Origin of the sequence: Oceanospirillum beijerinckii DSM 7166, from assembly GCF_000422425.1 — a bacterium.
GTDB classification, from domain to species: Bacteria; Pseudomonadota; Gammaproteobacteria; order Pseudomonadales; family Halomonadaceae; genus Oceanospirillum; species Oceanospirillum beijerinckii.
The window spans coordinates 88,898-115,357 of record NZ_AULT01000007.1; the positions used below are offsets into that span (position 1 = coordinate 88,898).

Consider the following 26,460-nt stretch of genomic DNA (forward strand, 5'->3'; position numbering starts at 1 on the left):
TTAATAAACCACTAAGGACAAATTAGGCACTGATGCCCAATCTACACGCAACACAAAACCAAATCCTGTTTGCTCTGGCCCGACACGTGTCTCCAGCACTGTCTGGTCAGTCTTTTGATCCTCAGTATTCTGAGGATCAAAGTCGTGACGGCCAGATTAAAAACGATCAAAACCGCTTTGATAACAATCCTGAGAACAGCAATCAGGGCTTGTTACAAACCGGACAGGACAATACTCAGGTGCTGCAGGACTTTTACCAAAGTCTTCAGCAGCTTTACCCGTTGCCTGGTAAACCTTATTGGCAAGCCAGAGGTTGGACTCTGCTGACCTGGCAACCGCTCTACCTTTCTTTTCTCACTCTTTATGGCCTGGGATCTGTGCCTTCGGCATTGGGACAAGTGTCTCAACAAACATCCGAAGGTATGGTCTCAGGCTACTTTTTACCCCAAGGCCCTTGGTATTCCCTGAAGAATAACGCTTGCACTGTACCTGAATTGATCGCATTCACCTGTGAGAAACTACGCCCGATGATCAGTCAGCTACAGCAAGAGTTTGAAGCCGTCAGTGGCTTTAATCAGGCTAAAAGTCAAAGAGCACTAGCCGATCAACTACTGATCATTCTGCTACGTTTAGCGGATGCTGCCACGGAACTCTTTCCCCGGTTTGTTGCTTCACTGCCTGAAGAACAGCATACGCTATGGGGCTGTTCGGATATGCCTTGGTTACATCAGAGATTACGCCACAAAGAGACTGTCATTGCGGACGCTGCCTTGTGGTTAAAAGAGCTGGATCTCCCGGTTGAGCACTATCAACGCATTCAAGACAGGTCGTTGTTAAACGACCAGGCGGCTCAAACCTTACAAGCAGCTCAAGCCTTACAAGGGGCTCAAGCCTTACAAACTGCAGCCGGCCCAGGGCTTTATCTCGAACGCCTGACCTGCTGTATGCATTATCGTCGTGAAGATGGCGAACTGTGTGATAACTGCCCTCGACTCAAAAATCGTCGCTCTGCTTCTAAAAGCGATCAGACCTGTCCTAAAAATAGCCGCCCATGCAACGGCAAAAGAAACGTATCAAGCCCCTTAAAGTCGCCTAAGGCTGAGCACTCTCTATGTTTGAACTGAATAATATTCGTATTGAAAGAAACCAAAGAACTATCTTACAGCTGGATCAGCTCAGCATTGACGATAAGGCTTTTACGGTCATTTTGGGCCATAACGGTTCCGGGAAATCAACGCTAATGAATTTGTTAGCCCGGCAGCTAATAGCAGATCAAGGTGATATTCACTTTCAAGGACAAGCACTATCCGCTTTATCGCAAAAGATGCTGGCACGACAGATCGCGTTTCTCCCCCAACGCCTACCTGAAGTCGCAGGGTTAACGGTTCGAGAACTGGTACGTCAGGGACGCTTTCCCTGGCGTGGCACCTTGGGACGCTGGCAGAAAGAAGATCAACAGATCATCCAGCATGCCATGCAACAAACTCAGGTCACGGACTATGCGGATACTCTGGCCGACCATCTATCCGGCGGCGAACGTCAAAGGGCCTGGATCGCTATGCTGCTGGCCCAACAATCACCGGTGCTGCTATTGGATGAACCCACTTCCGCGTTGGATCTAAGCCATCAATACGAGCTGATGGCGCTACTGAAACAGCTCAATCAGCAAACAGGAAAAGGGGTGATTGTGATCCTACATGACCTCAATCTGGTCTCCCGCTTTGCCGATCAGGTAATAGCGCTTAAAGCTGGCCGCTTGTTCTATCAAGGTCCGGTAAACGGTCGCAATGACGAAGATAGCTTTCTTAACTCTGAACGTTTAACTGAGCTTTATCAGATTCCTGTCCAGTTAATGGAGCACCCTGAGAGCCTGCATAAGGTGGCAGTGGTATGTTAACCACATCTGAAAAGAAGCTTAGCCAACACTCCAACAGTAATAGTAGAAATAGCGGAAATATCAGCTCGGCATCCCAGCCAAACCTGGCGGCTCGTATTACCAATCGCATTCCTATGGGCCTGCCCTACGGTTTATTTTCAGGCTTGATCTGCTGGTTTGCTCTGTTTTTAGTTCTATTTTCAACCGAAGCTAAAGCTCAGCCGGATCAAAAGGTCACTGCCAATATAACAGCGGCTCATATAGCGTCGTTCGATAAAGCACCGTTCGATAAAATGTCGTCTGATAAAGCGACATCCCATATAGAAACCAGCAGCAGTTTAACGGGTTACACTATTCAGGACTCTGAAAAACAGGTCTACTTTGAGCGACCGCCGCAACGTATCGCTGTATTGAGTTGGGATCTGGCTGAGCAACTTTTAGAGCTGGATGTCATACCCGTTGCCATGCCGGAGATCCGCGCTTATCACGATTGGGTAGTACGTCCGCAAGTACCGGAATCAGTACAAGAGCTGGGTTTAAGAAGTGAACCGAATCTGGAACGCCTAGCGGCTGTAAAGCCTGATCTTATTATTCTGGCTAACCGTCAGAAAGATGTGCAGCACCGTTTTTCCCGTATTGCACCTGTGCTTTATTTTGAGACTTATAGCAAACAGCATAATAACGCTGAAGCCGCCATCACTATTTTCCGAACCTTGGCCAAACTGGTCCAAAAAGAAGATTTAGCTGAGCAAAAGCTGACACAGATGCAAGCTGACATAGAAGCGATGAAAAGCCAGTTAGTGCAAGCCTATCAGGGGCAGCTCCCTGATGTCAGTACAGTGCGTTTTGCCAGCTTAACCTCAGTGTTTATCTATGGTGATAACTCCATTGCCCACTACGCGCTTAAGCAATTAGGCATCTCACCGGCTTTGCCTTCTCTCCCAAGCCTTCAGGCACGTACTCAATGGGGGATCACTCAAACCCGCCTATTAAATCTCAGAGAGATTGAACAAGGCAGCGTGTTGTACTTTACCCCTTTTGAGCATGAGAAAAAGCTGAAAACCTCACCGATCTGGCAAGCGATGCCTTTTGTTCGTGCCGGGCGCAGCAATCGTATTAAACCGACCTGGACTTATGGCGGCGCGATGTCGATTAAGTATATGGCACAAGCCTTGACAGAAAGCCTGTTAGCTATTGCACCAGCGCCGTCGTTAAGTAAAAGCATCAGCCAGGAAAGAGCTCTGTATCAAAGCCAAAACACTGACCTAAAGACGGATCTAAAAGCAGATCCAAAAGCAGCTCTGAAAACTGATCTACAAGCTAATTTACAAACCGAGCTTCAAATTGACCGACAAACGGGTTTGCAAGCCGATTTAAAAATAAACAGCGTTTCGGTTAATCAGTAAGGATACTTGTCTTGAGTCACACATCATCATTACCAGGCGACGCTATCACGCTGAGTCAATTCTCTCTGTCTAGGCTATCTCTGCTATTAACCGCAAGTATTCTGGCCCTTGGTTTGATCTATTTACAGATAGGTATCGAAATCTCACCGGCCAGACAGTGGCAACTGATGTCCGGTTTATCATCCGATAGTTTTGATGATTTTGAATTTACCTATGCCCGCTTGCCACGGCTGGCGATGGTTTTGCTGGTTGGTTTAGTGATGGGCTTAACCGGTAGCTTGATCCAACAACTAACCCGTAACCCCCTGCTCTCTCCCATGACCTTAGGCACCGCCAGTGGTGCCTGGTTAGCACTGATTATTGTGAATATATGGTGGCCGACACTGATCGAAGATTACGGTGCATTATTTGCCATGACAGGCGCCCTGCTCTCTATGGCTCTGGTGATTATGATCGCCGGTTGGCAAAACCTCAGCGGTCTACCTGTGGTGCTGGCTGGGATGTCGGTCAATATTCTGTTAGGCGCATTAACCAGCGCCATTATCCTGATGAATGACCAATACGCCCGTAATCTCTTTATCTGGGGTGCGGGTGATCTGGCGCAAAATGGCTGGGATTCTGTGCTATGGCTACTGCCAAGACTCGCCGTTGTGGTGATTATTTTCGCTATTGCACCAAGAATCCTAACGCTGCTGCGTTTGGGGCAGGAAGGCGCTGCTGCTCGGGGAATGAATGTCGCTGGCCTGTTTTTGCTATTAATGGTCTGTGGCATCTGGCTTGTATCCTCAGCCCTGACTATTGTCGGTGTGATTGGCTTTATCGGCCTGATTGCACCTAATATTGCCCGCTCTTTAGGTGCGATAACCGCCAGAGACGAGTTATGGATCAGTACTCTACTTGGTATGTTATTGCTGTTATTAACGGATGGTTTAGCGCTCTATCTTAGTCAATTTACCCCAGACCTGATTCCTACTGGCATCACCTCTGCTTTGATTGGTGCTCCCGCGTTGATCTGGTTTACTCATCGTCGCTTGTCCGCTCAGGATCAGCTGTTTTTCCGGATGCCCCAAGGGGCTGAACAGCTTTCCCGAGTAACGATCACTCTACTGGCAGCGGCTTTTACATTGGTACTGGCACTCAGCTGTTTGGTTCAGCTACTTAATCAGGGCTGGTTAATGACTATTCCCGATAGTTTTATCTGGTCCCTGCGTTGGCCCAGAATTACCACGGCTATTGCCGCAGGAGCGGGTATGGCGATCGCCGGTGTGATTATGCAGCGCCTGATTCATAACCCACTGGCCAGTCCTGATCTGTTGGGCATGTCAGCAGGTGCCGTGTTTGCTATCGTAGTGACAGGCATGGTGATGGGTCAGTTTGATTCTTCTTTTGGGGCTTTTTCAGGGCCAATCATCGCCTTTAGTGGCAGTATGCTGACTTTGGGAGTCTTGCTGATACTGGGGAAACGTAAATCCTACGCCCCATCTGTCGTTATTATGACAGGTATCGCTTTAGCCGCCTTAATCGAGACGCTGGTGCAGTTTGTACTGATTAAGGGCACCGATGACGTTTACTCAATTCTACGTTGGCTATCTGGCTCAACTTACCGAGTGGAAAGTTCCGAAGCCCTGCTTCTGGTCTCAGGCACACTTGTACTCACCGGTTTGGCTTTTATCTGCCATCGTTGGTTAACGCTGATCTCTGCAGGTCGCAATGTGGCGTTGGCTCGCGGGCTTGATGTGAACCGTGCTTTTGTTCTGCTCTTAATCATCTCTGCTGCGCTATGCGCTCTTACCACCGCCATCATGGGGCCTGTGGCCTTTGTCGGACTATTAGCCCCTCATATGGCTGCAATGCTGGGCGCAAGAGCTGTTATCCCACAATTGATAATCGCTGCTGTGCTGGGGTCTACGTTCCTGTTGTTAGCCGATTGGTTGGGACAGATTGTTATTTATCCGGCCCAGCTGGCAGCAGGCACGATGGTGTCTTTAATCGGTGGCAGCTACTTTGTTTTTCTACTGCTGAAAGGGCGCATGGCTGGCAGCTCAACAAGTTAGCGCCTTCCTATTGATACAGTTGATACAATCTCGAACAACTAAACGGGTACATTGCATCGCATTTCTGGAGCAGCGGGTTGAAAAAGAATAGCAGGAAAACAGAGAAAAAGGGTAAAACAACTCAATTACCCCACACCCAAGATACAGGTAAAATACCACCTTCATCAATTACAGGTAGGTTGTAATGCTTTCAGTTCTGGTTATCGGTTATGTCTGGCCTGAGCCTAATTCATCAGCCGCAGGCAGTCATATGTTGTCACTGTTGCGGTTATATAAACAACAAGGCTGGCAGGTCACTTTTGCCAGTCCTGCACAAACAACTGAGCATATGGTAAACCTGGCGGATGAGGGCATAGACAGCACAGCTATAGAATTGAACAACAGCAGTTTTGACCAATACATTCAGCAGCTACAGCCCGATATTGTGATGTTTGACCGCTTTATGATGGAAGAGCAGTTTGGCTGGCGTGTTGAGAAAAACTGCCCTGATGCTCTGCGTATTCTGGATACGGAAGACCTACAATGTCTGCGTAATGCTCGCCATCATGCGCTGAAACAGAATAGGGATATGATACTGAGCGATCTCTATTCAGACCTTGCTAAACGTGAGATTGCCGCTATCTACCGTTGCGATCTATCACTGATTATCTCCAGCCATGAGATACAGTTACTACAAAAACAGTTTCAAATACCTGCTCAACAACTCCACTATCTGCCCTTTATGTTGGATCTGGATAACCTGTCAAGCAGCAACCCTGAAAGGTACTCTCCTTACGAAGCCCGCCAGCACCTGCTGATGATTGGTAATTTCCGCCATGCACCTAACTGGGATTCCGTGCTATATATGCAGAATCTATGGCCTCAACTGCGAGAACAGCTAAAGAAGGAAGGTCACCCCCATGTAGAGCTGCATATCTACGGTTCTTACCCTCCACCCAAGGCCACTGCGCTTAACAACCCCAAAACCGGTTTTCTGGTTAAAGGTTGGGCTGAAGATGCTTATCAAGTGATGACTCAGGCTCGATTATGCCTGGCTCCATTACGCTTTGGCGCCGGTATTAAAGGTAAGCTGCTTGATGCCATGGTATGCGGGACGCCCAGCATCACGACACCGATAGGTGCGGAAGGAATGCTCCCCAATGATAAGGTCGCTGAAGAAGCAACTGTACAAAGTAAATTAAACTGGCCGGGCATTATCGCCGATGATGATCAGGCCTTTATTGATGGTGTTGTCGAACTTTATAGCCAACCTGATAGCTGGCAACAAAAACAGCAAAATGCTCCGGCATTGTTAGCAGGTCTGTACGATGGCTCAAAAACGGGTCCACTGCTAATCCAGCGTATACTTGAGCTAAAAGAAAATCTGGCACAATACAGATTGCAGAACTTTACGGGGGCGATGCTCAATCATCACAGTATGAAGAGCACACAGTATATGTCGCAGTGGATAGAAGCTAAAAACCGACATTTATCTCATTAACCAAATTAACCATAAGCGGCGTTCAGTTAGCACTAGACGCCGCTTTCATGTATTGGCTCAGAAGAAATATGATATTAAACAGTTCTGAAAAAGGCGCTTTCAGACTGTGGCCTACAGGCTAATATAACCTACAGCGCATCACTCTCTTGCGCTGCTTCCTCCTTTGGAGGCTGGGCATTATACTTCTGACCATTAACATGTTTACTGTCGGGGCCCATCAGATAGAGATAGGTCGGCATAATATCAGCCGGTGTTCTCAAATGAGCTGGATTTTCACCAGGATAGGCCAACTGACGCATCGCTGTACGGGTCGCACCTGGGTTAATACTGTTAACACGCACGTTTGACAGGTTTTCCTGCTCATCTGCCAGAATCTCTACCAAGCCCTCTGTGGCAAACTTGGAGATGCTGTAAGCTCCCCAGAATGCACGCCCTTTGCGACCGACACTGGAAGAAGTAAACAGCAGGCTGGCATCCTTGGAGTTTTGCAGCAATGATAGCATCGCCTGAGTCATCAGCAGTGCAGAGTTAAAATTAACCTGCATCACCTGCTCCCAAACTTGTGGGTTGTAGGCCTCAACTGGTGTTATAGAGCCCAAAATACCCGCATTGTGCAAAATACCGTCCAAGCGGCCAAACTCTTTTTCCAGAAGTTCTGCCATCTCGCCATAATCTTTGTAGGTCGCGGTTTCGAAGTTCATTGGAATGATTGCTGGCTGGGCTCCGCCTGCTTCTTCAATCTCATCGTAAACTTCTTCCAGCTTTTTGATGGTTCGACCTACCAGAATCACAGTCGCGCCGTGAGCTGCAAATGTTTTGGCTGCAGTACGGCCAATACCATCACCCGCGCCGGTTACCAGAATAATGCGATCTTTTAACAGATCCCCCGGAGCCTGATAGTCAATTTCGCACAACATGATTATCCCCTTAATTCCCTTCTGCACCTCCTTCAGTGTAGGTGCCCTTATATCTATTAATCAGCTTCTTTACGACTCAGGTACTCTTTACTGATCTGACTCTGGTAGCGTGTTGGATCAGCCACACCGGCATCTTCAAAGCCTTTGGCACGCAAGCGACAGCTATCGCACTTACCGCAGGCACGGCCATCATCATCGGCTTGGTAGCAAGATACTGTCAGACTATAATCAACTCCAACAGCGGTACCCAAATTAATAATTTCAGCCTTAGTCAGTGACATTAATGGTGTCTTAATACTGAGCTTTTGACCTTCGACACCGGCCTTAGTTGCCAGGTTAGCCATTTTTTCATAGGCATCAATAAACTCTGGGCGGCAATCAGGATAGCCAGAATAGTCCACAGCATTCACACCGATAAAGATCTCATTAGCACCCAGCACTTCAGCCCAGCCCAGGGCCAAAGATAAAAAAACAGTATTGCGCGCAGGCACATAAGTTACCGGAATCCCTTCAGTCCCTTCTTCCGGTACATCAATGGAATCATCCGTCAGTGCTGAACCACCAAAATCATTCAGACTAAGACGTACCACCTTATGGTCAATGGCACCGTGTGCCTCTGCCACAGCGCGGGCGGCATTCAGCTCAGAGATCTGACGCTGACCATAATCAAAACTCAGGGCGTAACAGTCATAACCCTGATCGTTAGCTGTAGCCAGAACAGTTGCTGAATCTAAACCACCGGAAACGAGAACAACGGCTTTCTTTTTATCTGTCATCTTTCTATATCGTGTTTTTAATCTGTCATTCCCACCTAAACACGGTATTACTCAGTCACTCTGAAATTTGGTTTAGATGGAATATTTTCTATCGTGTTCTTCTACTATTTTTCGCTGTTCCTACGCCATCAACAGCTGCTGATGCCTTAACGCCCCTGAGCGTCATCCCACAGTATTTTATGCAGCTGTAGCTGGAAACGAACCTGGAGCTTGTCCCGCAGAATCCATTCCGCCAGCTCTCTGGCATCTAACTGACCATGGATTGGTGAAAACAGAATTTCATCCACTCTATCGTGCAATGCCAACTCTTCTATCTTCATCCGTGACCATTCATAATCCTGACGATCGCAGATCACAAACTTAACCTGATCATTCGCTTTTAAATATTCAATATTTTCCCAGCGATTTTTAGCTAGTTCTCCCGAAGCAGGCGTTTTAATATCCAACACCATACAAGCTCTGGGATCAGCACAGGAAATATCCATTGCGCCACCAGTTTCGACCGATACCTCATACCCTTCATCACATAAGCGCGTTAAAAGCTCAAAGCAACGCTTTTGTGCTAAAGGCTCGCCTCCTGTGACTGTAACGTGTTTGGCACCATAACCAGCCGTTTGAGCCATAATATCGTCAATTTTAACCGTCTCGCCACCGTAAAAAGAATAACTGGTGTCACAATAGACACAGCGCATAGGGCAACCGGTTAAACGGATAAATACAGTCGGCAAACCCACTGTGCGGGTCTCGCCCTGCAAAGAGCAGAAAATTTCAGTAATACGAAGGGTAGATTCTGACATTACGACACATCTGTAGAAAAACAAACGGCGCATTGTAACGGAAAGCGTCGTTTATCCCTAGCCTGAAATCATATTTAGAGTAAATTGATTCGGTCAACGGCTAGCCCAAGTATGTAAAACATACTGCTGTTCAGGCTATGGCTAAAACGCGCTAAATATTAGCGCGTTATAAATCCAAAGAGGGTGACAGTCTATTGTGTCAGCTTTTCAAGAAAGCGGTCTGCCAGCTTTGCTGCAGTGCTGTTTGGATACTTCTGTTTTACCAGCTGCATCTGCTGCTTAGCTTTATCCTGATTACCATTACGGGAATAGATCTGGCCCAGTTTGTAGCTCGCATCTGCGGTTTTACGGCTTTGCGGATATTGCTCAACCACCACAGTAAACACCCTCTCAGCTTCCTGAAAGTTGTTTTTTACCATGTGTAGCTCACCCAGCCAATAAAATGCATTCGGCAGCAAAGAGGAGTCAGGGTAATTCTTGATAAATGTCTGATACGCGGCTATTGCTTGATCATATTTCTTCGCTTTAATCAGCGCATAAGCATCTTGATAGGCATCTTTGGCTGAGCCGGAAACGCTCGGCACGGGGGCAGCTGACCCAGTAGAACTACCTGTAGAAGAAGTGCTGGTAACAGGGGCAGCAACACTTTTGACCATGCCACCTTTTTTAAGATTGGCAATATCGCTATTCAAATCGCTGATACGACGATCAACATCAATATAACGATCACGCCCATCTTGTTGCAATGTGTTGATCAACTGAGATTGGCTCTCAACCTGCCCTCTTAACATCTGAACTTCTTGACGCAATTGCTGCAACTGAAAAAGCAACTCGGTTGTACCTGAGGGCTCTTCTGTCTGTACAGCGGAAGAGCCCAGTGTGTTAGCCCCCAGAGGAGCCACACTTTGGTCAGCGAGGTCCGTTGCTAAAATAGGCGCAGATGCTGCCATCAAAGGCAGCATCCAGGCCATCAGACGGAGTGGGATACGCATCCTGCCTCCAGTCTGTTTTAGTATTTAACTTCTACGCGACGGTTTTTAGCCCATACAGCTTTGCTATGACCCATAACTGCTGGACGCTCTTCACCGTAGCTCATTACTTCAATACGGCTTGCACTAATGCCTTTCAGCTGCAGGTAGCTCTTAACTGAATTACCACGACGCTCACCCAGAGCCTGGTTATATTCACGAGTACCACGCTCGTCCGCATGGCCTTCCAGAACGATAGAAACAGAAGGATTAGCCATCAGGTATTCAGCGTGCATATCCAGAATTTCACGGGAATCTGAACGAATATCAGACTGATCAAAGTCGAAGTAAATAGTGTTCACTTCAGGCATAGCCGCTGCAGCATCACGTGCTTCCTGAGCGGCACGCTCAGCAGCTAACTGCTCACTGCTTACGGCGCTATCACCGGCTGCACCACTGCTAGACGCACCATCGTTGGTCAGAACAGGCTGAACATCACCGTTAGATGAATCTTGGTCCATAGTTGCAGCGTTACCACCACAACCGGCCAGAACTGCCAGTGTCGCACCAAAGAATAGAGTCTTGCTGTATTTTTTTAATTCCATATCAGGCTCCTGAAGCTTTCGGGACTCATTAAATAGTTATTAGTTTAAAAATGGTGACCATGCCGGTTCACGTACATCACCTAGTTGCGAAGGCAAGCGGTAGCGAATATTACCATCTATGGAAACTGCGCCGAGATACCCTCTCTGACCTTCTTGTGTTGCATAAATTAACATACTTCCATTAGGAGAAACACTAGGAGACTCATCTAAAGGTGTTTGAGTGAGTACTCTCAGGCGATTTTCGCTAAGTTCTTGTGCTGCAATGTGAAAAATACCATCTTTCTGATGAACAAAATAGATTTCAGTACCATCAGGGGAGTATCTGGCACGCGCATTATAACCACCTTCGAAAGTGAGTCGGGTCGTTTCACCTGACGCTAAATCCATCTGATAAATTTGCGGGCCACCGCTTCGGCTTGAGGTAAAAATCAGCTTCTTACCATCTGGTGACCACTCCGCCTCAGTATCAATACCGTAGTGACGGGTCAAACGACGAACCTTATAGGTTTTCAGATCGATCTCGTATAGCTCGGGATTACCATCCTTCGACAATGTCACCGCTAGTTTACTGCCATCCGGTGACCAGGTCGGAGCCCCATTCAGCCCCTTAAATGCTGTCAACTGACGACGCTTACCACTGAACACGTTCTGCAGATAGATCCCTGGACGACCTGTTTCAAAGGATACATAAGCCAGGTATTGAGCATCCGGGGACCAGGATGGAGACAGCAGAGGCTCATAAGACTGCAGAATGATTTGCTCACGACGACCATCGGCGTCAGCCACTTTCAATTCATACTTTGTCCGGGTATTGCTTTCACGTTTTGCAGTGATATAAGCAATTTTAGTTGAGAACGCCCCTCTTAGCCCGGTTAACTCTTCAAAAACTTTATCGCTGATGTAGTGTGCTCTGGAGCGTAACTCGTTCTGTGACCCTGAAATCACTTCACCCAATACCCGCTTCTGACGTACGACATCATATAGCTCGTAACGGATCGATAACTTGCCCGCATCACCTTTTGGCGTAATCTGGCCAATCAGCAGATACTCCTGCTTCAACAGAGACCAATCACGAAAGAAAATCTCCTTCGGTTCACTGGGCAAGCTCAACATCTCTGTTCGTGGCAGAGGTTTGATCAAGCCACTGCGCTCAAGGTCATCAGATACGATCTGAGCGATATCTTCACTTAAAGCTGAATTCCCCTTCCAGGCAAAAGGCACTATCGCTACTGGTGTTGCCTTGTCATTGCCCTGGGTAATTTCAATGGTCAGATCTGCTACAGCCTGCTGCGCAACCACCAGCAACCCGCAGACAAATACTGTCATCCATTTTTTTACACTCATGCTCTAAATATCCTCGGGTTTAAACACCATGTTAAATTCTTTGAACGCATCACGCTGATGAGGCTTCAGATCAGTCAACTCTCTGAAAGGTCCTGCCTTATGCACCGCCTGTTGAGCAGAGCGATCAAAGGCCGCATTACCACTAGACTGGACGATTTTAACGTCTCTTACTTCTCCTGTAGGTAACAGGGAAATTCTTAACAACGCCTGCATACCCGAACGGGTTGTTGGCGGACGGGACCAGTTTTGCTCGACGTAAGCCTTAATCAAAGCCTGCATACCGCTGAGCTTCTCCTGATCTTCCAGCTGCTGTAGGAAAGCTTCTTCCTGGGCTAAAGCATCTTCAAACGCCGCTTTCTCTGCCGCTAATTCAGCTTGGCGTTGGCGCTCAGCTTCTGCCTTGGCCGCTTTTTCCGCTGCCAGCTTAGCTTCCCGTTTGCGCTGCTCCTCTTCCTGACGTTTTTTCTCCGCTAACTCTTTAGCGGCTTTTTCTTTTGCCGCTTTCTCACGGACGGCCTGTTCTTGCTCAGCTTTTTCCCTGGCGGCTTTTTCTTTTGCCGCTTTTTCACGGGCAGCCTGTTCTTTAGCCGCCTGCTCTTTCTTCTTCGCTTCTTCCGCTTTGAGTAACGCCTGCTTCTTCAGCTCAGCTTCGCGCTTAGCCTTGGCCTCTGCCGCTTCCTGCTGTTTACGGGCTTCTTCTTTCTTACGGGCAGCTTCACGTTGACGCTCTTGCTCACGCTGCTTGGCCTCTTCACGCTTACGGGCCTCTTCTTTCTTACGCGCCTCTTCCTGGCGCTGGCGAATTAATGCCTGCTGACGAGCTTCTTCTTTCTTTGCTTCAGCACGTTTACGTGCTTCTTCCGCAGCCCTTTTCTTTGCCAGCTCCTCTTGTTGCTGCTTTCTCAGCGCAGCAATGGGGTCGTGATTGACAGCTTGTGCTGTAATCACTTCACCGGGTTTGATCAAAGCCACACGTTTTTGTGATATTTCGCTTGATTGCTGCCAACCCCACAATAGCAACACCGCCAAGGCAGCATGGCAAACTAGGGCTACGACAAATGGCAGAAAAAGCCCTCTTCCACGAGTTGATGACATAACCGTTCTTATTCCTCAGGAGGCTGGGACAGTAGGCCAATATTACGAGCACCGGCCTGCTGTAGAACGCCCATCAACTCAACCACAGCACCATAATTCACATTTCTATCACCACGAACCAAAACCTGTACCTGGGGATTTTGTCCGGTTATCTTGGCCACCTGAGCTTCAAGCTCAGCTACAGCTATCGGCTGCTCTTTATCCGGCCCTAACTCCAGAAAGTATTCACCGGTTTTTTTCACCGAAACAATTAAAGGGAGATCATCTTCCTTAACTTCAATCGGTGCAGAAACCACTTCTGGAAGCTCAACCTTAACTCCTTGCGTCAAGATAGGTGCAGTTACCATAAAGATAATCAGCAATACCAACATTACGTCGATATAGGGTACTACATTGATTTCAGCCACCAGGTTTTTGGGTTTTCGGTAACGGTATCCAGACATAGATCAGCTCACTTCCTTGCTGTGAACACTGCGGTGCAGAATACTTGAGAACTCGTCCGCAAAGGTCTCATAACGCACCATCAGAAGCTCTGTTCTTGAGGAGTAACGGTTATAAGCAATAACGGCAGGAATTGCAGCAAACAGCCCCATGGCCGTGGCAATCAATGCCTCTGAAATCGACGGAGCAACGACTGCAAGAGTCGCCTGCTGAACCTGAGCCAAGTCACGAAAGGAGTTCATAATGCCCCATACCGTACCAAATAGACCGATATAAGGACTGGTTGAACCGATGGTTGCCAACAATGGTAGGTTTTCAGTCAGGCGTTCTTCCTCACGAGCCAAGGCTACACGCATAGCCCGTTGAACACCTTCCATAACGGCATCAGATTCAATACTGCCTCTCTGACGTAAACGGGAAAACTCCTTAAAGCCTGCTCGGAAGATATTCTCAGCACCTTCGCCACTACCTTCAGTGGATAGTTCCTGATACAAGTGACTCAGATCCATACCTGACCAGAAACGATCTTCAAAGCTTTCCAGGTTTCTGCGAGCCTGACCTACCACGGCAGCTCTCTGCATAATGAACATCCAGGATATAATTGAAGCCAGTACCAAAGATGCCATTACCAACTGCACAACCAGACTGGCATGTACAATCAGTCCTAGCAGTGAGAGTTTATCGTCCACAGGAGCCCCTTAAATTTCCATCAAAATAGCCAAAGCTATTGTTATATATAAAATTTTTACCAAGTTGCAAGTACTAAGCACCTAAATGATAAAAATTATCAAATTCTCTTGTCTCAGGCCGGAGAAAAAGAAATATTCTCTACTTAGGTGGATAAGACCTCAGGCTGAGAAAAAGTTTCCCCTCGCTTTCTTTGTTTCAAGCAGTCAGGCGAGTTGAGACAGCTTTTCTCTTAATTGTACCGGAATAGCCACTGGTTTCATCTCATCAGCGCTGACACAAGCCACTTTCACTTCAGCCGTGCCTAACACCTGATCAGCGCAAATGATCTGTTGCTGGAACACAATATAACTTCGTGCCATTTTGTCCAGTCTCAGCTGTACAATTAATTCATCGTCCAATTTGGCCGGGCGACGATAATTGACATTGATATTACCGACAACAAAGACCGTATTGGACTCAGTGCGCATCTCTTCCTGTGAAAAGCCGATGGATCGGACCGCTTCAGTGCGGGCACGCTCATAGAATTTCAGGTAGTTAGCGTAATACACCACGCCACCGGCATCGGTATCTTCGTAATAGACACGCACCGGCCACTCAAACGTATATTCTTCAGACATTACTTTTAATCCGACACTGCCGTTTTAACTGTTTATATTTTGTCGTCTTTGATTTTTTCAATGCATATACTCTCAGCACATACTCTATCTACTCTTGTGCGCGTAATACTTAACAAACCTACATCTCAGGCATGGTCATGCCGAAGTGCAGGTAAGCCTGCTCGGTCACTACACGGCCTCTTGGTGTACGCATAATAAAGCCCTGCTGAATCAGATAAGGTTCCAACACATCTTCAATAGTATCGCGCTCTTCACCAATCGCTGCCGACAGGTTATCAACCCCCACCGGGCCACCGCCAAATTTTTCGATCATCGCCAGCAGTAAACGTCTGTCGTTATGGTCAAAACCGTGGGCGTCCACATTAAGCATATTCAGTGCCTGATCAGCCACATCACCACAAACAACACCATCTGCCTTCACTTGTGCATAATCGCGCACACGACGCAACAGTCTATTAGCAATACGGGGAGTACCACGGGAACGCTTAGCGATTTCCAACGCACCTTCGGGCTCGATATCAACACCAAGCAAACGCGCTGAACGGGAGGTAATAAAACTCAGATCATCAACACTGTAAAACTCGAGCCGTTGGACTATACCAAAACGATCCCGTAAAGGGGAGGTCAGCAGACCGGCACGTGTTGTCGCACCCACCAAAGTAAAAGGCGGCAGATCAATCTTGATGGAGCGCGCAGCCGGACCTTCGCCGATCATAATATCCAGCTGATAATCTTCCATAGCCGGATAGAGCACCTCTTCCACCGCAGCGCTCATACGATGAATCTCATCAATAAAGAGCACATCGCCCTCTTCCAGATTGGTCAGCAGAGCCGCCACATCACCGGCTTTTTCCAGCACAGGCCCCGACGTACTTTTAATCGCCACGCCCATCTCACTGGCTATAATATTGGCCAGAGTGGTTTTACCCAAACCCGGCGGACCAAAGACCAGGGTATGATCAAGGGCATCGCCACGATTACGGGCTGCAGAGATAAAGATCTCCATCTGCTTACGCACTTCCGGCTGCCCGACGTAATCCGTCAGATACTCGGGGCGCATGGCTCTGTCGTGGCTCTCTTCCCGCGTTTTTGTTTGTGCGGATACCAAACGATCGGCTTCTATCATTGCATAGCTCTATCAGTTAGCTTTTCACTTAATACTGTATATTAAACCATGCCTTTCAATGCATGACGAATCAGATCTTCCGTGCTCATACCCGATTCATAAACAGCATTGATCGCTTTACTGGCCTGAGCCGGTTTATAACCCAGTGCAATCAGCGCCTGCTCCGCTTCTTCCAGGCTGTTATCGGTTTGATTAGCCGCTGGCATAGGCGCATCAGAATCACTCATCACCAGTGAAAAATCTTCCGGTGCGTTATTCCAATCTTTCAGTCGATCCTTCATCTCAACCAACAGACGCTCTGCAGTTTTCTTACCGACACCCGGCAGCTTAACCAATGCATTGGTATCGCCATCATGCACACAGCGCACAAACTGAGTCGCCTCAATACCTGATAGTATGGTCAATGCCAGCTTAGGCCCTACACCATTCACCTTGATCAGATCACGAAACAGGCGACGCTCATTACGATCCGCAAAACCATACAACAACTGAGCATCTTCACGCACCACAAAATGGGTAAACAGCATCACTTCTTCACCCAGATGAGGCAGCTTGTAAAAGGTGGTCATTGGCGCTTCTACTTCATAACCGACCCCGTTCACATCCACCACCAGCTGAGGCGGCATTTTTTCGATTACGACACCACGCAGTCGACCGATCATAGTATTTCCCTGTTTTTAAATTATTGCACGGCCTGGCTGATGAATTGACAGTCACTTTTACAGCCAAACCGGATTATTATTTTTCCGAAAAGCACCTTGCGGCTTTTCCGGCCTGCAACTACTTATCTGGCTTTGGTATTACCCCTGCTACTCTTTATCAGGGCGTTTGCTAAGCAGAAATACCGGCAACTGCAATTCCCAGCGAATCGCGGCAATACGAATCACAATCACAAATGACATCGCCATGACAGCATTAAACGACGCCGAGCTTTGCGGCACAAACCAACTGAGATTGACAAATACCAGCGCCCCTACAAGGGCCGCAGTGGCGTAGATCTCTTTCTGAAAAATCACCGGTATCTCATTGGTCAGCACATCCCGGATTACACCACCAAACACCCCCGTCATCATCCCCATCGTGATCGCAATGACCGGAGGATGATCCAGATTCAACGCAACCTGAGCGCCAATCACCGTAAACACCCCCAAACCCACCGCATCGGAAAACAGCAGTGCTCGCCGGGGAAAGGTATAGAAACGCGCAACAATAAAGGTCAGGACGCAAGTAATCACTATGATCCAGATATAGCAGGGCTCTACAATCCAGAATACCGGCGCCCGCCCTAAGATCAAATCCCGGATGGTACCACCACCGATAGAGGTCACCACCCCCACAACAATCATACCAAACAGATCCAAACGCTTTTCACTGGCCGCCAACACTCCGGTAATCGCAAACACGATTGTGCCGAAGATATCCAGGTAATAGATAAAGGGGATTTCAAACAGTGCCACAGATGCCACTCTCTTTATGACAAAGAAATAAACGACTCATACGATATTCACCGACCGGGTTGCCAGCTGCGCCAACTGCTGCTTCGACGGCCACTGGCACGGCCGGACATCGCCACCAAACCTAAACTGGAATTTGCATGGGTAATTGCAATCGCTAAGGCATCCGCCGCATCGGACTGAGGCAGATCATTAAGCTTAAGGATCGACGCCACCATATGCTGGATCTGCACTTTATCCGCCGAGCCTTTACCCGCGACCGCCTGCTTCACCAAACGCGCCGCATACTCGCTCACCGGCAAACCATGATTCGCCGCCGCAACAATCGCCACGCCACGCGCCTGCCCCAGCTTTAAGGCCGAGTCCGCATTTTTCGACATAAACACCTGCTCAATGGCAAACTGCTCGGGGCGATACTGAGCGATCACTTCGCTCACCCCGGCATACACCTGCTGCAGTTTATCCGCCAGAGTATCCCCGGTGATACGGATAAAACCGCTGGCGATATAGTGGATCTTATGTCCTTCCAGTCGAATCACCCCATAACCGGTTTTACGGCTGCCAGGGTCGATACCTAAAATAATGGCCATTTAGCCCTTCTATTTCATGCCTAACCGCATCAGGTAATGAGTATTCTTCACTAAAGCTGCGCAGCTGATAACCAATAACAAGCACATCAAGTATGCGGATATAACAAGCGCCTAAAACGACACAGGCAGAGCCAAATGACTCTGCCTGCCTTTACCCTTTATCTGCTTGATATTTATTCAATTCAAATAACCTAGTACAGATGCATTCCATTTTTAGCTCTCAGCTATAACCTGCTATTTAATATAAAGAGTCTGATATAAAACCATATCAAACAGGTCACAGATGAGAGATAAAAATATGGCATCAGAGCTTCCCCTGATGCCATCTTATAGAATCCTAAGATTCCACAGTTAGCCACAGAACTGTTTAGCTCTGCGACCAACTCAGAAGAAATTAATCTTCAGATTCAGTCGGCGCGATCTTCTGACGCAGACGAATGTTCAGCTCTTTCAGCTGCTCAGCGCTTACTTCACCTGGAGCCGCAGTCATCACACAACCTGCACTCTGAGTTTTAGGGAAAGCAATCACTTCACGGATAGACTGGGAATCTGTCATCAGCATCACCAGACGATCCAGACCGAATGCCAGACCACCGTGCGGTGGCGCACCGAACTTCAGAGCATCCAGCAGGAAGCCGAACTTCTCTTGCTGCTCCTCTTCGCTGATGTTCAATGTGCGGAATACCGCTTGCTGCATTTTCTGATCGTGGATACGGATAGAACCACCGCCCAGCTCGGTACCGTTCAGAACGATATCGTAAGCAACAGACAGAGCTGCTTCTGGGTTAGCTTCCAGCTCTTCAGCACTGCATGCTGGAGAAGTGAATGGGTGGTGCAGTGCAGTCAGACTACCGTCGCTGTTCTCTTCGAACATTGGGAAGTCAACAACCCACAGCGGAGCCCACTCACAAGTGTACAGATTCAGATCTTCACCCAGCTTGCAACGCAGTGCACCCAGCGCTTCGTTAACCACTTTAGTGCTATCTGCGCCGAAGAAGATGATGTCGCCGTCTTGAGCGTCAACACGATCCAGAACGTCGTCGATCACATTTTCCATAAACTTAACGATTGGTGACTGCAGACCGTCCAGACCCGCAGAACGATCGTTAACTTTAATCCATGCCAGACCTTTCGCACCGTAGATACCAACGAACTTGGTGTACTCATCGATCTGCTTACGGGACAGAGCAGCGCCGCCAGGTACACGCAGCGCAGCAACACGGCCTTTAGGATCAGTCGCAGGACCAGAGAAGACTTTAAAGTCTACCTGTGCCATCAGATCCCCCATATCTACCATTTCCAGAGGAATACGCAGATCAGGCTTATCGCTACCGAAGCGGCTCATCGCTTCAGCGTAAGGCATGTGCGGGAAGTCACCCAGATCAACGTCCAGAACTTCCTTGAACAGTTTCTTGGTCATGCCTTCTGCCAGGCCCATGATCTCTTTATCGGTCACGAAAGACGCTTCGATATCGATCTGGGTAAACTCAGGCTGACGGTCTGCACGCAGATCTTCGTCACGGAAACACTTAGCGATCTGGTAGTAACGATCCATACCCGACACCATCAGCAGCTGCTTGAACAGCTGTGGTGACTGAGGCAGTGCGAAGAAGCTGCCTGCGTGAGTACGACTAGGTACCAGATAGTCACGGGCACCTTCTGGCGTTGCACGGGTCAGAATCGGCGTTTCGATATCCAGGAAACCCTGCTCATCCAGGTAGTTACGGATGGTGTGAGTCATGCGGGAACGGAAACGCAGTTTTTCCAGCATCTCAGGACGACGCAGGTCAACGTAGCGGTATTTCAGACGTACGTCTTCACCCACTTTAACGTGCTCATCCAGAGGGAATGGAGGGGTTTCAGAAGCGTTCAGTACCGTTACTTCTTTACCCAGCACCTCGATCATACCCGTTGGCATGTTCGCATTAGTCGTACCCTCAGGACGTGGACGCACCAGACCTTTAATTTGCAGCACATATTCGCTACGGCTTTTGTCCGCAGTGGCAAACGCTTCTTCGGTATCCGGGTCAACAACAACCTGAGTCAGACCATCACGGTCACGCAGATCGATAAAAATAACCCCACCGTGGTCACGACGACGGTGTACCCATCCACACAGCGTCACTTCCTGCCCAATGTGGGCCTCATTCAGTTCGCCGCAATAATGGCTGCGCATAATCTATTCCTGTTATATCAATTATCTATTCGAGCTCAAGTATGAAACGCAGTCATACTCATGATTCAATTCACGGCCAGGCCGTATTACCTACTGGCACGGCTGTCCGGGCTGGTGCCAGTGCTGAGAGTATTACACCCTCAAAGGCAAATATTCTCTTTTAATGGGAAATCAACCAGTTAGCTAAAGCAATCTGATTAACACCCTATATGGGCGGTTGACAAAAGCTCAAGCCCCGAGTCAGCTATCGGCCCCGATAACAAAGCCAGCCATTATATACCTGAGACTCCCGCAACTCCACCACCTGACTTTACTCAATAGCGCTCAGTAAAAAGGGCCAGGCACTTAGAGTTAGAAGCCAAGCAACAAACTCCGCAGTAAACGCCTACCCAGGAGAAGGTCAGAAACGAAGGAATATGTAAATCACCAATCTCCTCACTGCCTCCAGCCACCCTGCTAACCATAACGCTCAGTCAGCAGCTGCCAGATCTGCTCCACCATTGGCTTATCAACCTTGGCAGAGCGATAAACATGAATCTCCAGAGGAACGACCCACTGCTCAGAACCGCATTGAACAATCTGATGGCTTTCCAACTCACGCTTTATCGTCACATCAGGTAGCCAGGCAACACCCTCACCCGCCATCACCATCTCTTTTAAGCCCTGAGCCATCGCTGTCTCATAGACCTTATGCAACTGGACTTCAGCTTGCTGTGTACGCAAGCGCTCACGCACCGCCTGCCCCAGCATAGCCTCCGAAGTGTAAGCCAGATAAGGCACCTCCTGATCGATATCCAGACGATAAATAGCCTGACCATGACGGGTCGCTTTACAGACAGGAATCAGCTTAGTCCACCCCAACTGACAACTGGGGAAAAGACTATCATCCAACCGAATCCAGGATTGGGGATCATGAAACGCCAGCAGAAAATCACACTCGCCTTTGCGCAACGCACTTAAACCTGCCTCCACATTAGCCGCCTCGGTACGGGCCATAAAACCCGGCTCCTGCTGACGCATCCATTGCACCAACTCAGGCATCAAAGTAAAGGAAAGAGAGTGTGCCGCATAGAAATTAACCCGGGGTAGGTACTCACCAGCATGCGACAACTGTTTGACCGACCCCTGAAGTTGCGTCAGAACCTTACGCGCCACAGGCAAAAACTGACGCCCGGCCTCACTTAAACGCACAGGCTGGGCCTCACGATCAAACAGCTGAGCACCCACAGCTTGCTCCAGCGTCTTAATACGACGACTAAAGGCCGGTTGCGTCACATGACGTTGTTGTGCAGCACGGGAAAAACTCTGGCTTTGCGCCAAAGCGATAAAATCTTCCAGCCACTTGGTTTCGATATTTTGCATCACCCCTCCATCCAAGCCCGCTATTGGATGCAGTTTTGCGCAAAAATTCAACCTTTAAACATCAACAATGGCTAAATTGAACAGTTATATGTTAATACCAAGTTTATGCTTCAGGGATTTAAACCCTTTTAAAGGATGCGACCCTTTTAATAAAAAAGCGAAAGAGCCAAGCCCATTCGCTTTTTTGAATTAAAATTGAGCATCAAATTATCAGAATAGATCTGGGCTATACTGAACCGTCACATCCGCATGAGCAGCCAATATTTCTGCAGTCAGAGGCTCTGGTACATCCCCATTTTGGTAGTAATCAATCCCCTCATCACCATCCAACATAAACAACTGCCCTTCACCCGGCCCTAAATCACGATTGTGATTATTACCCGCTTTAATTGAAGCTGCCAGCCACTCATAGCTGCCGTAGTTATCCGCCAGGAAGGCATTTACATCGACATTGTCTAAATCAGTTTCGCCACCATCCCAGCTGTCAATTTTCACCTTTAAAAAGCCATCATCATTCTGAAGATACAGAACAACATTAGAAATCGCTTTCTCAGCATTTCCTTTTTTATTCAGGAAGGTACCAAAATGATTTCCTGTATCACCTTGAGAATTATCGTCTCCAGATGGATCATCACTACCCGATGAGTCATCTTCTGTCGAACCTGTACCGGTAATAGTGATTGTCAGATCTGCAGTAGCGGTTGCACCATGATTATCCACAATCTCATAACTAATCACTTCTGTCGCGGTTTCCCCATCGTTTAAGTAGTCATAAACACCATTGGGATCGAAATCATAAGAGCCGTCGGCATAAAATGAAATTAAGGCCCCCGAAGCCAGTGATATTGGGTCACCATCAACGATGCCATTGATACTAATCATATCCAGGCGATCAATATCGTGATCATTTGGTAAAACAGTGCCAGAGACAACGGTGCTCTCATCTGTTTGATTAAAATCATCCACGGCTGTCGGAGCATCGTTTACCCCCAAAACAGTGATAGTCACGTCGGCAGCATCAGAGCCACCATTATTGTCATCAACCGTGTATGAGGCTGAGAAAGTCAGAATCTCGCCTTCGGACAGATAATCCGCGTGCTCGGCATCAACTACAATTTCACCATTCTCATTCAGGGTGTAACTGATCCCATCCGCAAGAGTAATTGCAGTACCTACCAAACCGCTATCACCATTGACAGCTGTAACCGTGAGACCATCAGGAATCGAATCACCATCGATATTTCCAGCATCTTCATCAATATCGTTGGCAAGAAGATTAACGGTATTATGTGCGTCCTCACTAACTTGGACATCATCATTCATAGCATCAACCGGGAACGGCGAAGTACCCCATAGTTTATCTGACCCAGAACGATCCCCCCCTTCTTCACCCACAGAGGTTTGACGTACAGTAAAGCTTTGTAACGCAATATCATCCAAGGTTAGAGCACGCAGAGATGATGTTAGGATAAAACTTGTTTGCTGCAGATCATCCGTAGCCTGACCGGAAGTACCAATTTCCACCCCAACTTCATAAGGGCTGTCCGGCACACCTGATGAAGTGGCACCACCGCCCAGATTGCTGACAGATCCAGACTGCTGGACTTCTGTCACATCGGAGCCTACCGCCGATAAACTACCTAACAAGCTGTCATCTTCCACATCAAAGAATACAGCACGAATATCTCCAATCATGGAATCATTATCTAGATTATTTGAGATAAAGAAATCTAAACCACCTAACCCATCTTCAGTGATGGTCAAAGTTGCAGGAGCGACGGCATCATCGCCAGTTTGAACATATAGGGTAAAGGTCAGGGTGCGCATATGTATGTCCTCGTAGAAACGAAAGTCTGCAAAAATAATTCACTAAACAGCTATAACCGAAAGAGCAGACCTTCTGGCTTACAAATCTCGGGAGTAGTTCTTATGTTAGTCAGAGGATAAATATTCCACACAAAAAGATACAAAGCAATTACACTTTACTACATAAAGACTATTCACCATCCCGGGCACAGCAACCTTCAAACAGACAACTTCTTATTTTTCAAACAAAAATAAGAAGCTTCACTCACTCTCTCTCCTCTGTTCGGGCTTTATCCAAAGCACTCTCAACCCCAGGCACGAAGAACTTTTCATACCACTGTGCCAGATTTTCCACTTCTGCCGCCAGTGTCGTTGAACTATCAGGACGATAAGGATCAAGCCCTTTGAGTGGAGTATGTAACTGCTCAGCCCCCACCAGTTCCGCCGCCAGCATTCCCATCTGCTGCAGCACCCGGCTCACCGGTTGAACAAAAGGCGTAGCATCATCCAACTGACCACGGCCACGAATCACTGAATAACGCAGATTTTCAGGGGCAATATAAGCGCTTTGCAGGCAATCCCATACCGTAGGCCCCTGCTCATCTGCAATATCACCCATCAGAACAGCCCGCTCCTGATCACAAATATTCATCCGATCAATCGCTTCACAGGCATCAAGCGTGGAATTCACAAGCTTACGGATTAACTGCCAGTCCGTGGACATAAAACACTCCTGCATTTGAGGTAGCAAGTCTTGATTAAAAGCAAAATTAGATCTGCATTAAGAATACAACATTGGCGCTTTCGGTCACTCACCTTATACTGAACTTAGCTCAGCTATCGGGTTTAATCTGTTATGTCATATCCAAAGCGATCCGTTTTAGCGTTAATCTTCTGTGTATTTTGTATCGCTCCTACGGGATATGCGAGCCAACACATCAATGTAGGCCTGACTTCTGTTCAGCCTCCTTTTGTGATCAACCCAGATACAGAGCAAGGCTTGGTCTACGACTTCGTCGGTTTTTTGAATAAAAAACAGGATAAATATCACTTCTCCGCCCGGTTAATACCGGTTAAGCGGCTTTTGGCAACCGATAAATACATGCCACCTGATCTGATCGCTTTTAGTAATATTGGCTGGGGCTGGACTAAACGAGGGGGACTGGGCAGCCTGACACTTACTGAAGGGCGAGACCTGTTTTTCAGCTTAACTGAAAGTACAAATCCTGAAAACAAGGGCTCTCTCGCTGCGGTGAGAGGCTTCCACTACGCCTTTGCTAGTTTTAGCTCTAAAAACCTGGCAAAGATAGCTCATGTACGCTTGGTAACAGATGAACTGGCCGTGCTACGTTTGGTTGAGCATGGCCGTACAGAACAAGGCATTGCCAGCGAGTCCCTGCTCAACTGGATTGCAGCCTCGGAGCCTGAACGCTACAAACAATTCAGTATCAACCCGAAGGAAGATCACAGTTACAACCGTCAGTTTATTGTCTTACCAGAATCCCCTATCAGCATCGATGAATTCAACGCACTACTACTAAAACTTAAAGGGCCGGAAATGGATCAACTGTTTGCCCACTATGGTCTGCAATCACCGCCATTAACGCCCTATCCCTGACAGAAAAAATCAGCCCGAATGACTATGAGATCGATCTAAGTTTAACGGCCTACTTGACAAGCCATCATATTCTGCTCGATCTTTTCCCAGTTCAATTCACGGGGGCTAATAATTTCTATGCGCGAATCGCGACGATAAGCCACCTTATCAAAATCATGCTCATCCAAAACCCGATTGAATAACACCCAATCACGACCAATACGGATCACACCTTTAATGCGATTAATCCCTTCAAGGCCATTAAGGATCTCTTCCAACTCCCAATAATCGAAGCAATCATCCCGGTGGAAAACCCAGCCACAGCTAAAAAAGCCACTACCATGACCCGTTTTTCGAATCGGTCGGCCCGGCTCTGGCTGACGCTCTATGCCAGTTTCTTGATGAGCGTGCCCATGACTTTGGAGATCATGCTGATGGCTGTGCTCATACTGATGACTGTGGCCATTCAAATGGTTGTGATCATGCCCGTGATCGTGTTTGTGTCCATGATCATGCTTATGAGCCTCAGGAAATTGAGCGCTTAACTGACCATTACGGACAAAATCCAGCATGGCGGGATCAATCACAGCCTGAGTAGTACGGCCAACATATTGCTTCGGTGGGAACATATTGCCCAGACTGGCTTCAGCTAACTCCACCAGAGCCTCATCTGCCAGGTCGCATTTATTGATCAATACCACATCTGACAAACTTAACTGATCCTGAAAGGTCGCATTATCCACCACCTCTTGCCGTTCAAGCAGACGTGGATCAAGCAAACATAGGGTCGCCCTTAGATCAAGTACATCCTTAAAAGAAGGGCCCATTAACGTATCAATAATCCCCTCCGGATGACCAAGTCCCGTAGGTTCAATAATCAGACGATCAGGCTTTGCCCGCTCTATAAGCAAAGCCAGTGTTTGCGTTAAAGAAGCGCCCACGGCACAGCACATGCAGCCACCAGTCAGCTCCTTTACATGCAGGCCATCCTGATCCGGCAACATCTCCTGATCAATACCCACCTGACCAAACTCATTGACGAGAATAGCCCAGGTCTCACCTTCAGGCTTATTAGCCAGCAAGCCATTGATGGCCGTGGTTTTCCCGACACCAAGGAAACCGGTAATAATATTGGTCGGGATAGATCGGGTTTGCTCGTTCATAGTGTCTCTTTGCTCTATCTAGTTGTTATAAAATCCAGCTGCGATAAAAAAACCCGCCGCAGCGGGTTAAAGCGAGTAATTGATCACCCAGGACCTGATAAATAGGCGAAACCTAATACA

General features: G+C 47.9%; 25 protein-coding genes. 6 read left to right on the forward strand and 19 right to left on the reverse strand.

All coding sequences use genetic code 11. The annotated features are described in order from the left end of the window. Positions 1–32 precede the first annotated feature (32 nt). From H579_RS0101990 to H579_RS0102010, 5 genes are all read left to right on the forward strand, one after another. Positions 33–1,124, forward strand: a complete 1,092-nt coding sequence (locus H579_RS0101990) for a (2Fe-2S)-binding protein (protein ID WP_028299269.1) — start codon at positions 33–35, stop codon at positions 1,122–1,124. Then, positions 1,112–1,897 carry an ABC transporter ATP-binding protein gene (locus tag H579_RS0101995; protein ID WP_028299270.1) on the forward strand — a complete coding sequence of 262 codons (786 nt, stop codon included), beginning with the start codon at positions 1,112–1,114 and terminating at the stop codon, positions 1,895–1,897. The genes H579_RS0101990 and H579_RS0101995 overlap by 13 nt, the downstream gene beginning before the upstream one ends. Continuing rightward, positions 1,891–3,282, forward strand: a complete 1,392-nt coding sequence (locus H579_RS23895) for an iron-siderophore ABC transporter substrate-binding protein (protein WP_211224647.1) — start codon at positions 1,891–1,893, stop codon at positions 3,280–3,282. Before H579_RS0101995 ends, H579_RS23895 begins: the two co-directional genes overlap by 7 nt. A gap of 11 nt (positions 3,283–3,293) precedes the next feature. Next, positions 3,294–5,336 carry a Fe(3+)-hydroxamate ABC transporter permease FhuB gene (gene fhuB, locus H579_RS0102005; protein ID WP_245583195.1) on the forward strand — a complete coding sequence of 681 codons (2,043 nt, stop codon included), beginning with the start codon at positions 3,294–3,296 and terminating at the stop codon, positions 5,334–5,336. Positions 5,337–5,520: 184 nt separating this feature from the next. Beyond that, positions 5,521–6,816, forward strand: coding sequence for a glycosyltransferase family 4 protein (locus H579_RS0102010; protein ID WP_028299272.1), 1,296 nt, complete (start codon positions 5,521–5,523; stop codon positions 6,814–6,816). A 128-nt stretch (positions 6,817–6,944) separates the two neighbouring features. Here H579_RS0102010 and H579_RS0102015 read toward each other — a convergent pair whose 3' ends face one another. From H579_RS0102015 to H579_RS0102100, 18 genes are all read right to left on the reverse strand, one after another. After that, entirely contained in the window at positions 6,945–7,733 is a 789-nt protein-coding gene (locus H579_RS0102015) for a YciK family oxidoreductase (protein ID WP_028299273.1), read from the reverse strand. A gap of 56 nt (positions 7,734–7,789) precedes the next feature. After that, positions 7,790–8,509, reverse strand: coding sequence for a 7-cyano-7-deazaguanine synthase QueC (gene queC / locus H579_RS23900; protein WP_051227227.1), 720 nt, complete (start codon positions 8,507–8,509; stop codon positions 7,790–7,792). A gap of 146 nt (positions 8,510–8,655) precedes the next feature. Then, a complete protein-coding gene (gene queE, locus H579_RS0102025) occupies positions 8,656–9,306 on the reverse strand; it encodes a 7-carboxy-7-deazaguanine synthase QueE (protein ID WP_028299274.1) in 651 nt (216 codons plus the stop codon). Between the two features lie 191 nt (positions 9,307–9,497). Further along, on the reverse strand, positions 9,498–10,298 hold the full coding sequence (ybgF, locus tag H579_RS23905; RefSeq protein WP_051227228.1) for a tol-pal system protein YbgF: 801 nt from the start codon (positions 10,296–10,298) through the stop codon (positions 9,498–9,500). A gap of 17 nt (positions 10,299–10,315) precedes the next feature. Next, positions 10,316–10,879 (reverse strand): peptidoglycan-associated lipoprotein Pal, encoded by a 564-nt coding sequence (pal, locus tag H579_RS0102035; protein WP_028299275.1) that lies wholly within the window; start codon positions 10,877–10,879, stop codon positions 10,316–10,318. Positions 10,880–10,918: 39 nt separating this feature from the next. Further along, positions 10,919–12,223: a Tol-Pal system beta propeller repeat protein TolB gene (gene tolB, locus H579_RS0102040; RefSeq protein WP_036565078.1), complete on the reverse strand. Its 1,305-nt coding sequence runs from the start codon at positions 12,221–12,223 to the stop codon at positions 10,919–10,921. A 3-nt stretch (positions 12,224–12,226) separates the two neighbouring features. Beyond that, positions 12,227–13,318: a cell envelope integrity protein TolA gene (gene tolA / locus H579_RS27540; RefSeq protein WP_028299277.1), complete on the reverse strand. Its 1,092-nt coding sequence runs from the start codon at positions 13,316–13,318 to the stop codon at positions 12,227–12,229. An 8-nt stretch (positions 13,319–13,326) separates the two neighbouring features. After that, positions 13,327–13,761, reverse strand: a complete 435-nt coding sequence (gene tolR, locus H579_RS0102050; protein ID WP_028299278.1) for a protein TolR — start codon at positions 13,759–13,761, stop codon at positions 13,327–13,329. Between the two features lie 3 nt (positions 13,762–13,764). Beyond that, complete coding sequence (gene tolQ, locus H579_RS0102055; RefSeq protein WP_028299279.1) at positions 13,765–14,448, reverse strand: protein TolQ; 684 nt, start codon at positions 14,446–14,448, stop codon at positions 13,765–13,767. A 204-nt stretch (positions 14,449–14,652) separates the two neighbouring features. Next, positions 14,653–15,066 (reverse strand): tol-pal system-associated acyl-CoA thioesterase, encoded by a 414-nt coding sequence (ybgC, locus tag H579_RS0102060; RefSeq protein WP_028299280.1) that lies wholly within the window; start codon positions 15,064–15,066, stop codon positions 14,653–14,655. A gap of 118 nt (positions 15,067–15,184) precedes the next feature. Further along, positions 15,185–16,192 (reverse strand): Holliday junction branch migration DNA helicase RuvB, encoded by a 1,008-nt coding sequence (ruvB, locus tag H579_RS0102065; protein WP_028299281.1) that lies wholly within the window; start codon positions 16,190–16,192, stop codon positions 15,185–15,187. Between the two features lie 41 nt (positions 16,193–16,233). Beyond that, positions 16,234–16,854: a Holliday junction branch migration protein RuvA gene (gene ruvA, locus H579_RS0102070; protein ID WP_028299282.1), complete on the reverse strand. Its 621-nt coding sequence runs from the start codon at positions 16,852–16,854 to the stop codon at positions 16,234–16,236. 147 nt (positions 16,855–17,001) lie between these two features. Continuing rightward, on the reverse strand, positions 17,002–17,649 hold the full coding sequence (locus H579_RS0102075) for a trimeric intracellular cation channel family protein (protein WP_211224648.1): 648 nt from the start codon (positions 17,647–17,649) through the stop codon (positions 17,002–17,004). 47 nt (positions 17,650–17,696) lie between these two features. Then, the gene (gene ruvC, locus H579_RS0102080) at positions 17,697–18,236 is read right to left on the reverse strand and encodes a crossover junction endodeoxyribonuclease RuvC (protein ID WP_028299284.1); all 540 of its coding nucleotides are present in this window, start codon (positions 18,234–18,236) and stop codon (positions 17,697–17,699) included. A 394-nt stretch (positions 18,237–18,630) separates the two neighbouring features. Next, complete coding sequence (aspS, locus tag H579_RS0102085; protein WP_028299285.1) at positions 18,631–20,412, reverse strand: aspartate--tRNA ligase; 1,782 nt, start codon at positions 20,410–20,412, stop codon at positions 18,631–18,633. A 456-nt stretch (positions 20,413–20,868) separates the two neighbouring features. Next, positions 20,869–21,774: a LysR family transcriptional regulator gene (locus tag H579_RS0102090; protein WP_036565081.1), complete on the reverse strand. Its 906-nt coding sequence runs from the start codon at positions 21,772–21,774 to the stop codon at positions 20,869–20,871. 210 nt (positions 21,775–21,984) lie between these two features. Continuing rightward, positions 21,985–23,601, reverse strand: coding sequence for an Ig-like domain-containing protein (locus H579_RS0102095; protein ID WP_028299287.1), 1,617 nt, complete (start codon positions 23,599–23,601; stop codon positions 21,985–21,987). A gap of 244 nt (positions 23,602–23,845) precedes the next feature. Continuing rightward, positions 23,846–24,304 (reverse strand): hypothetical protein, encoded by a 459-nt coding sequence (locus H579_RS0102100; RefSeq protein WP_028299288.1) that lies wholly within the window; start codon positions 24,302–24,304, stop codon positions 23,846–23,848. A 132-nt stretch (positions 24,305–24,436) separates the two neighbouring features. Between H579_RS0102100 and H579_RS0102105 the strand changes: the two genes are divergently transcribed. Then, entirely contained in the window at positions 24,437–25,198 is a 762-nt protein-coding gene (locus H579_RS0102105) for an ABC transporter substrate-binding protein (RefSeq protein WP_157834537.1), read from the forward strand. A 41-nt stretch (positions 25,199–25,239) separates the two neighbouring features. Here the strand turns inward: H579_RS0102105 and H579_RS0102110 are convergent, their stop codons facing one another. After that, positions 25,240–26,340 (reverse strand): CobW family GTP-binding protein, encoded by a 1,101-nt coding sequence (locus H579_RS0102110; RefSeq protein WP_028299290.1) that lies wholly within the window; start codon positions 26,338–26,340, stop codon positions 25,240–25,242. Positions 26,341–26,460 lie beyond the last annotated feature (120 nt).

What these genes read in the sequence shown, in the direction of transcription:
- H579_RS0101990 (WP_028299269.1), top strand. Translation starts at nt 33, where the DNA reads ATGCCCAATCTACACGCAACACAAAACCAAATCCTGTTTGCTCTGGCC.
- H579_RS0101995 (WP_028299270.1), top strand. Translation starts at nt 1,112, where the DNA reads ATGTTTGAACTGAATAATATTCGTATTGAAAGAAACCAAAGAACTATC.
- H579_RS23895 (WP_211224647.1), top strand. Translation starts at nt 1,891, where the DNA reads ATGTTAACCACATCTGAAAAGAAGCTTAGCCAACACTCCAACAGTAAT.
- H579_RS0102010 (WP_028299272.1), top strand. Translation starts at nt 5,521, where the DNA reads ATGCTTTCAGTTCTGGTTATCGGTTATGTCTGGCCTGAGCCTAATTCA.
- H579_RS0102015 (WP_028299273.1), bottom strand. Translation starts at nt 7,733, where the DNA reads ATGTTGTGCGAAATTGACTATCAGGCTCCGGGGGATCTGTTAAAAGAT.
- queC (WP_051227227.1), bottom strand. Translation starts at nt 8,509, where the DNA reads ATGACAGATAAAAAGAAAGCCGTTGTTCTCGTTTCCGGTGGTTTAGAT.
- queE (WP_028299274.1), bottom strand. Translation starts at nt 9,306, where the DNA reads ATGTCAGAATCTACCCTTCGTATTACTGAAATTTTCTGCTCTTTGCAG.
- ybgF (WP_051227228.1), bottom strand. Translation starts at nt 10,298, where the DNA reads ATGCGTATCCCACTCCGTCTGATGGCCTGGATGCTGCCTTTGATGGCA.
- pal (WP_028299275.1), bottom strand. Translation starts at nt 10,879, where the DNA reads ATGGAATTAAAAAAATACAGCAAGACTCTATTCTTTGGTGCGACACTG.
- tolB (WP_036565078.1), bottom strand. Translation starts at nt 12,223, where the DNA reads ATGAGTGTAAAAAAATGGATGACAGTATTTGTCTGCGGGTTGCTGGTG.
- tolA (WP_028299277.1), bottom strand. Translation starts at nt 13,318, where the DNA reads ATGTCATCAACTCGTGGAAGAGGGCTTTTTCTGCCATTTGTCGTAGCC.
- tolR (WP_028299278.1), bottom strand. Translation starts at nt 13,761, where the DNA reads ATGTCTGGATACCGTTACCGAAAACCCAAAAACCTGGTGGCTGAAATC.
- ybgC (WP_028299280.1), bottom strand. Translation starts at nt 15,066, where the DNA reads ATGTCTGAAGAATATACGTTTGAGTGGCCGGTGCGTGTCTATTACGAA.
- ruvB (WP_028299281.1), bottom strand. Translation starts at nt 16,192, where the DNA reads ATGATAGAAGCCGATCGTTTGGTATCCGCACAAACAAAAACGCGGGAA.
- ruvA (WP_028299282.1), bottom strand. Translation starts at nt 16,854, where the DNA reads ATGATCGGTCGACTGCGTGGTGTCGTAATCGAAAAAATGCCGCCTCAG.
- ruvC (WP_028299284.1), bottom strand. Translation starts at nt 18,236, where the DNA reads ATGGCCATTATTTTAGGTATCGACCCTGGCAGCCGTAAAACCGGTTAT.
- aspS (WP_028299285.1), bottom strand. Translation starts at nt 20,412, where the DNA reads ATGCGCAGCCATTATTGCGGCGAACTGAATGAGGCCCACATTGGGCAG.
- H579_RS0102090 (WP_036565081.1), bottom strand. Translation starts at nt 21,774, where the DNA reads ATGCAAAATATCGAAACCAAGTGGCTGGAAGATTTTATCGCTTTGGCG.
- H579_RS0102095 (WP_028299287.1), bottom strand. Translation starts at nt 23,601, where the DNA reads ATGCGCACCCTGACCTTTACCCTATATGTTCAAACTGGCGATGATGCC.
- H579_RS0102100 (WP_028299288.1), bottom strand. Translation starts at nt 24,304, where the DNA reads ATGTCCACGGACTGGCAGTTAATCCGTAAGCTTGTGAATTCCACGCTT.
- H579_RS0102105 (WP_157834537.1), top strand. Translation starts at nt 24,437, where the DNA reads ATGTCATATCCAAAGCGATCCGTTTTAGCGTTAATCTTCTGTGTATTT.
- H579_RS0102110 (WP_028299290.1), bottom strand. Translation starts at nt 26,340, where the DNA reads ATGAACGAGCAAACCCGATCTATCCCGACCAATATTATTACCGGTTTC.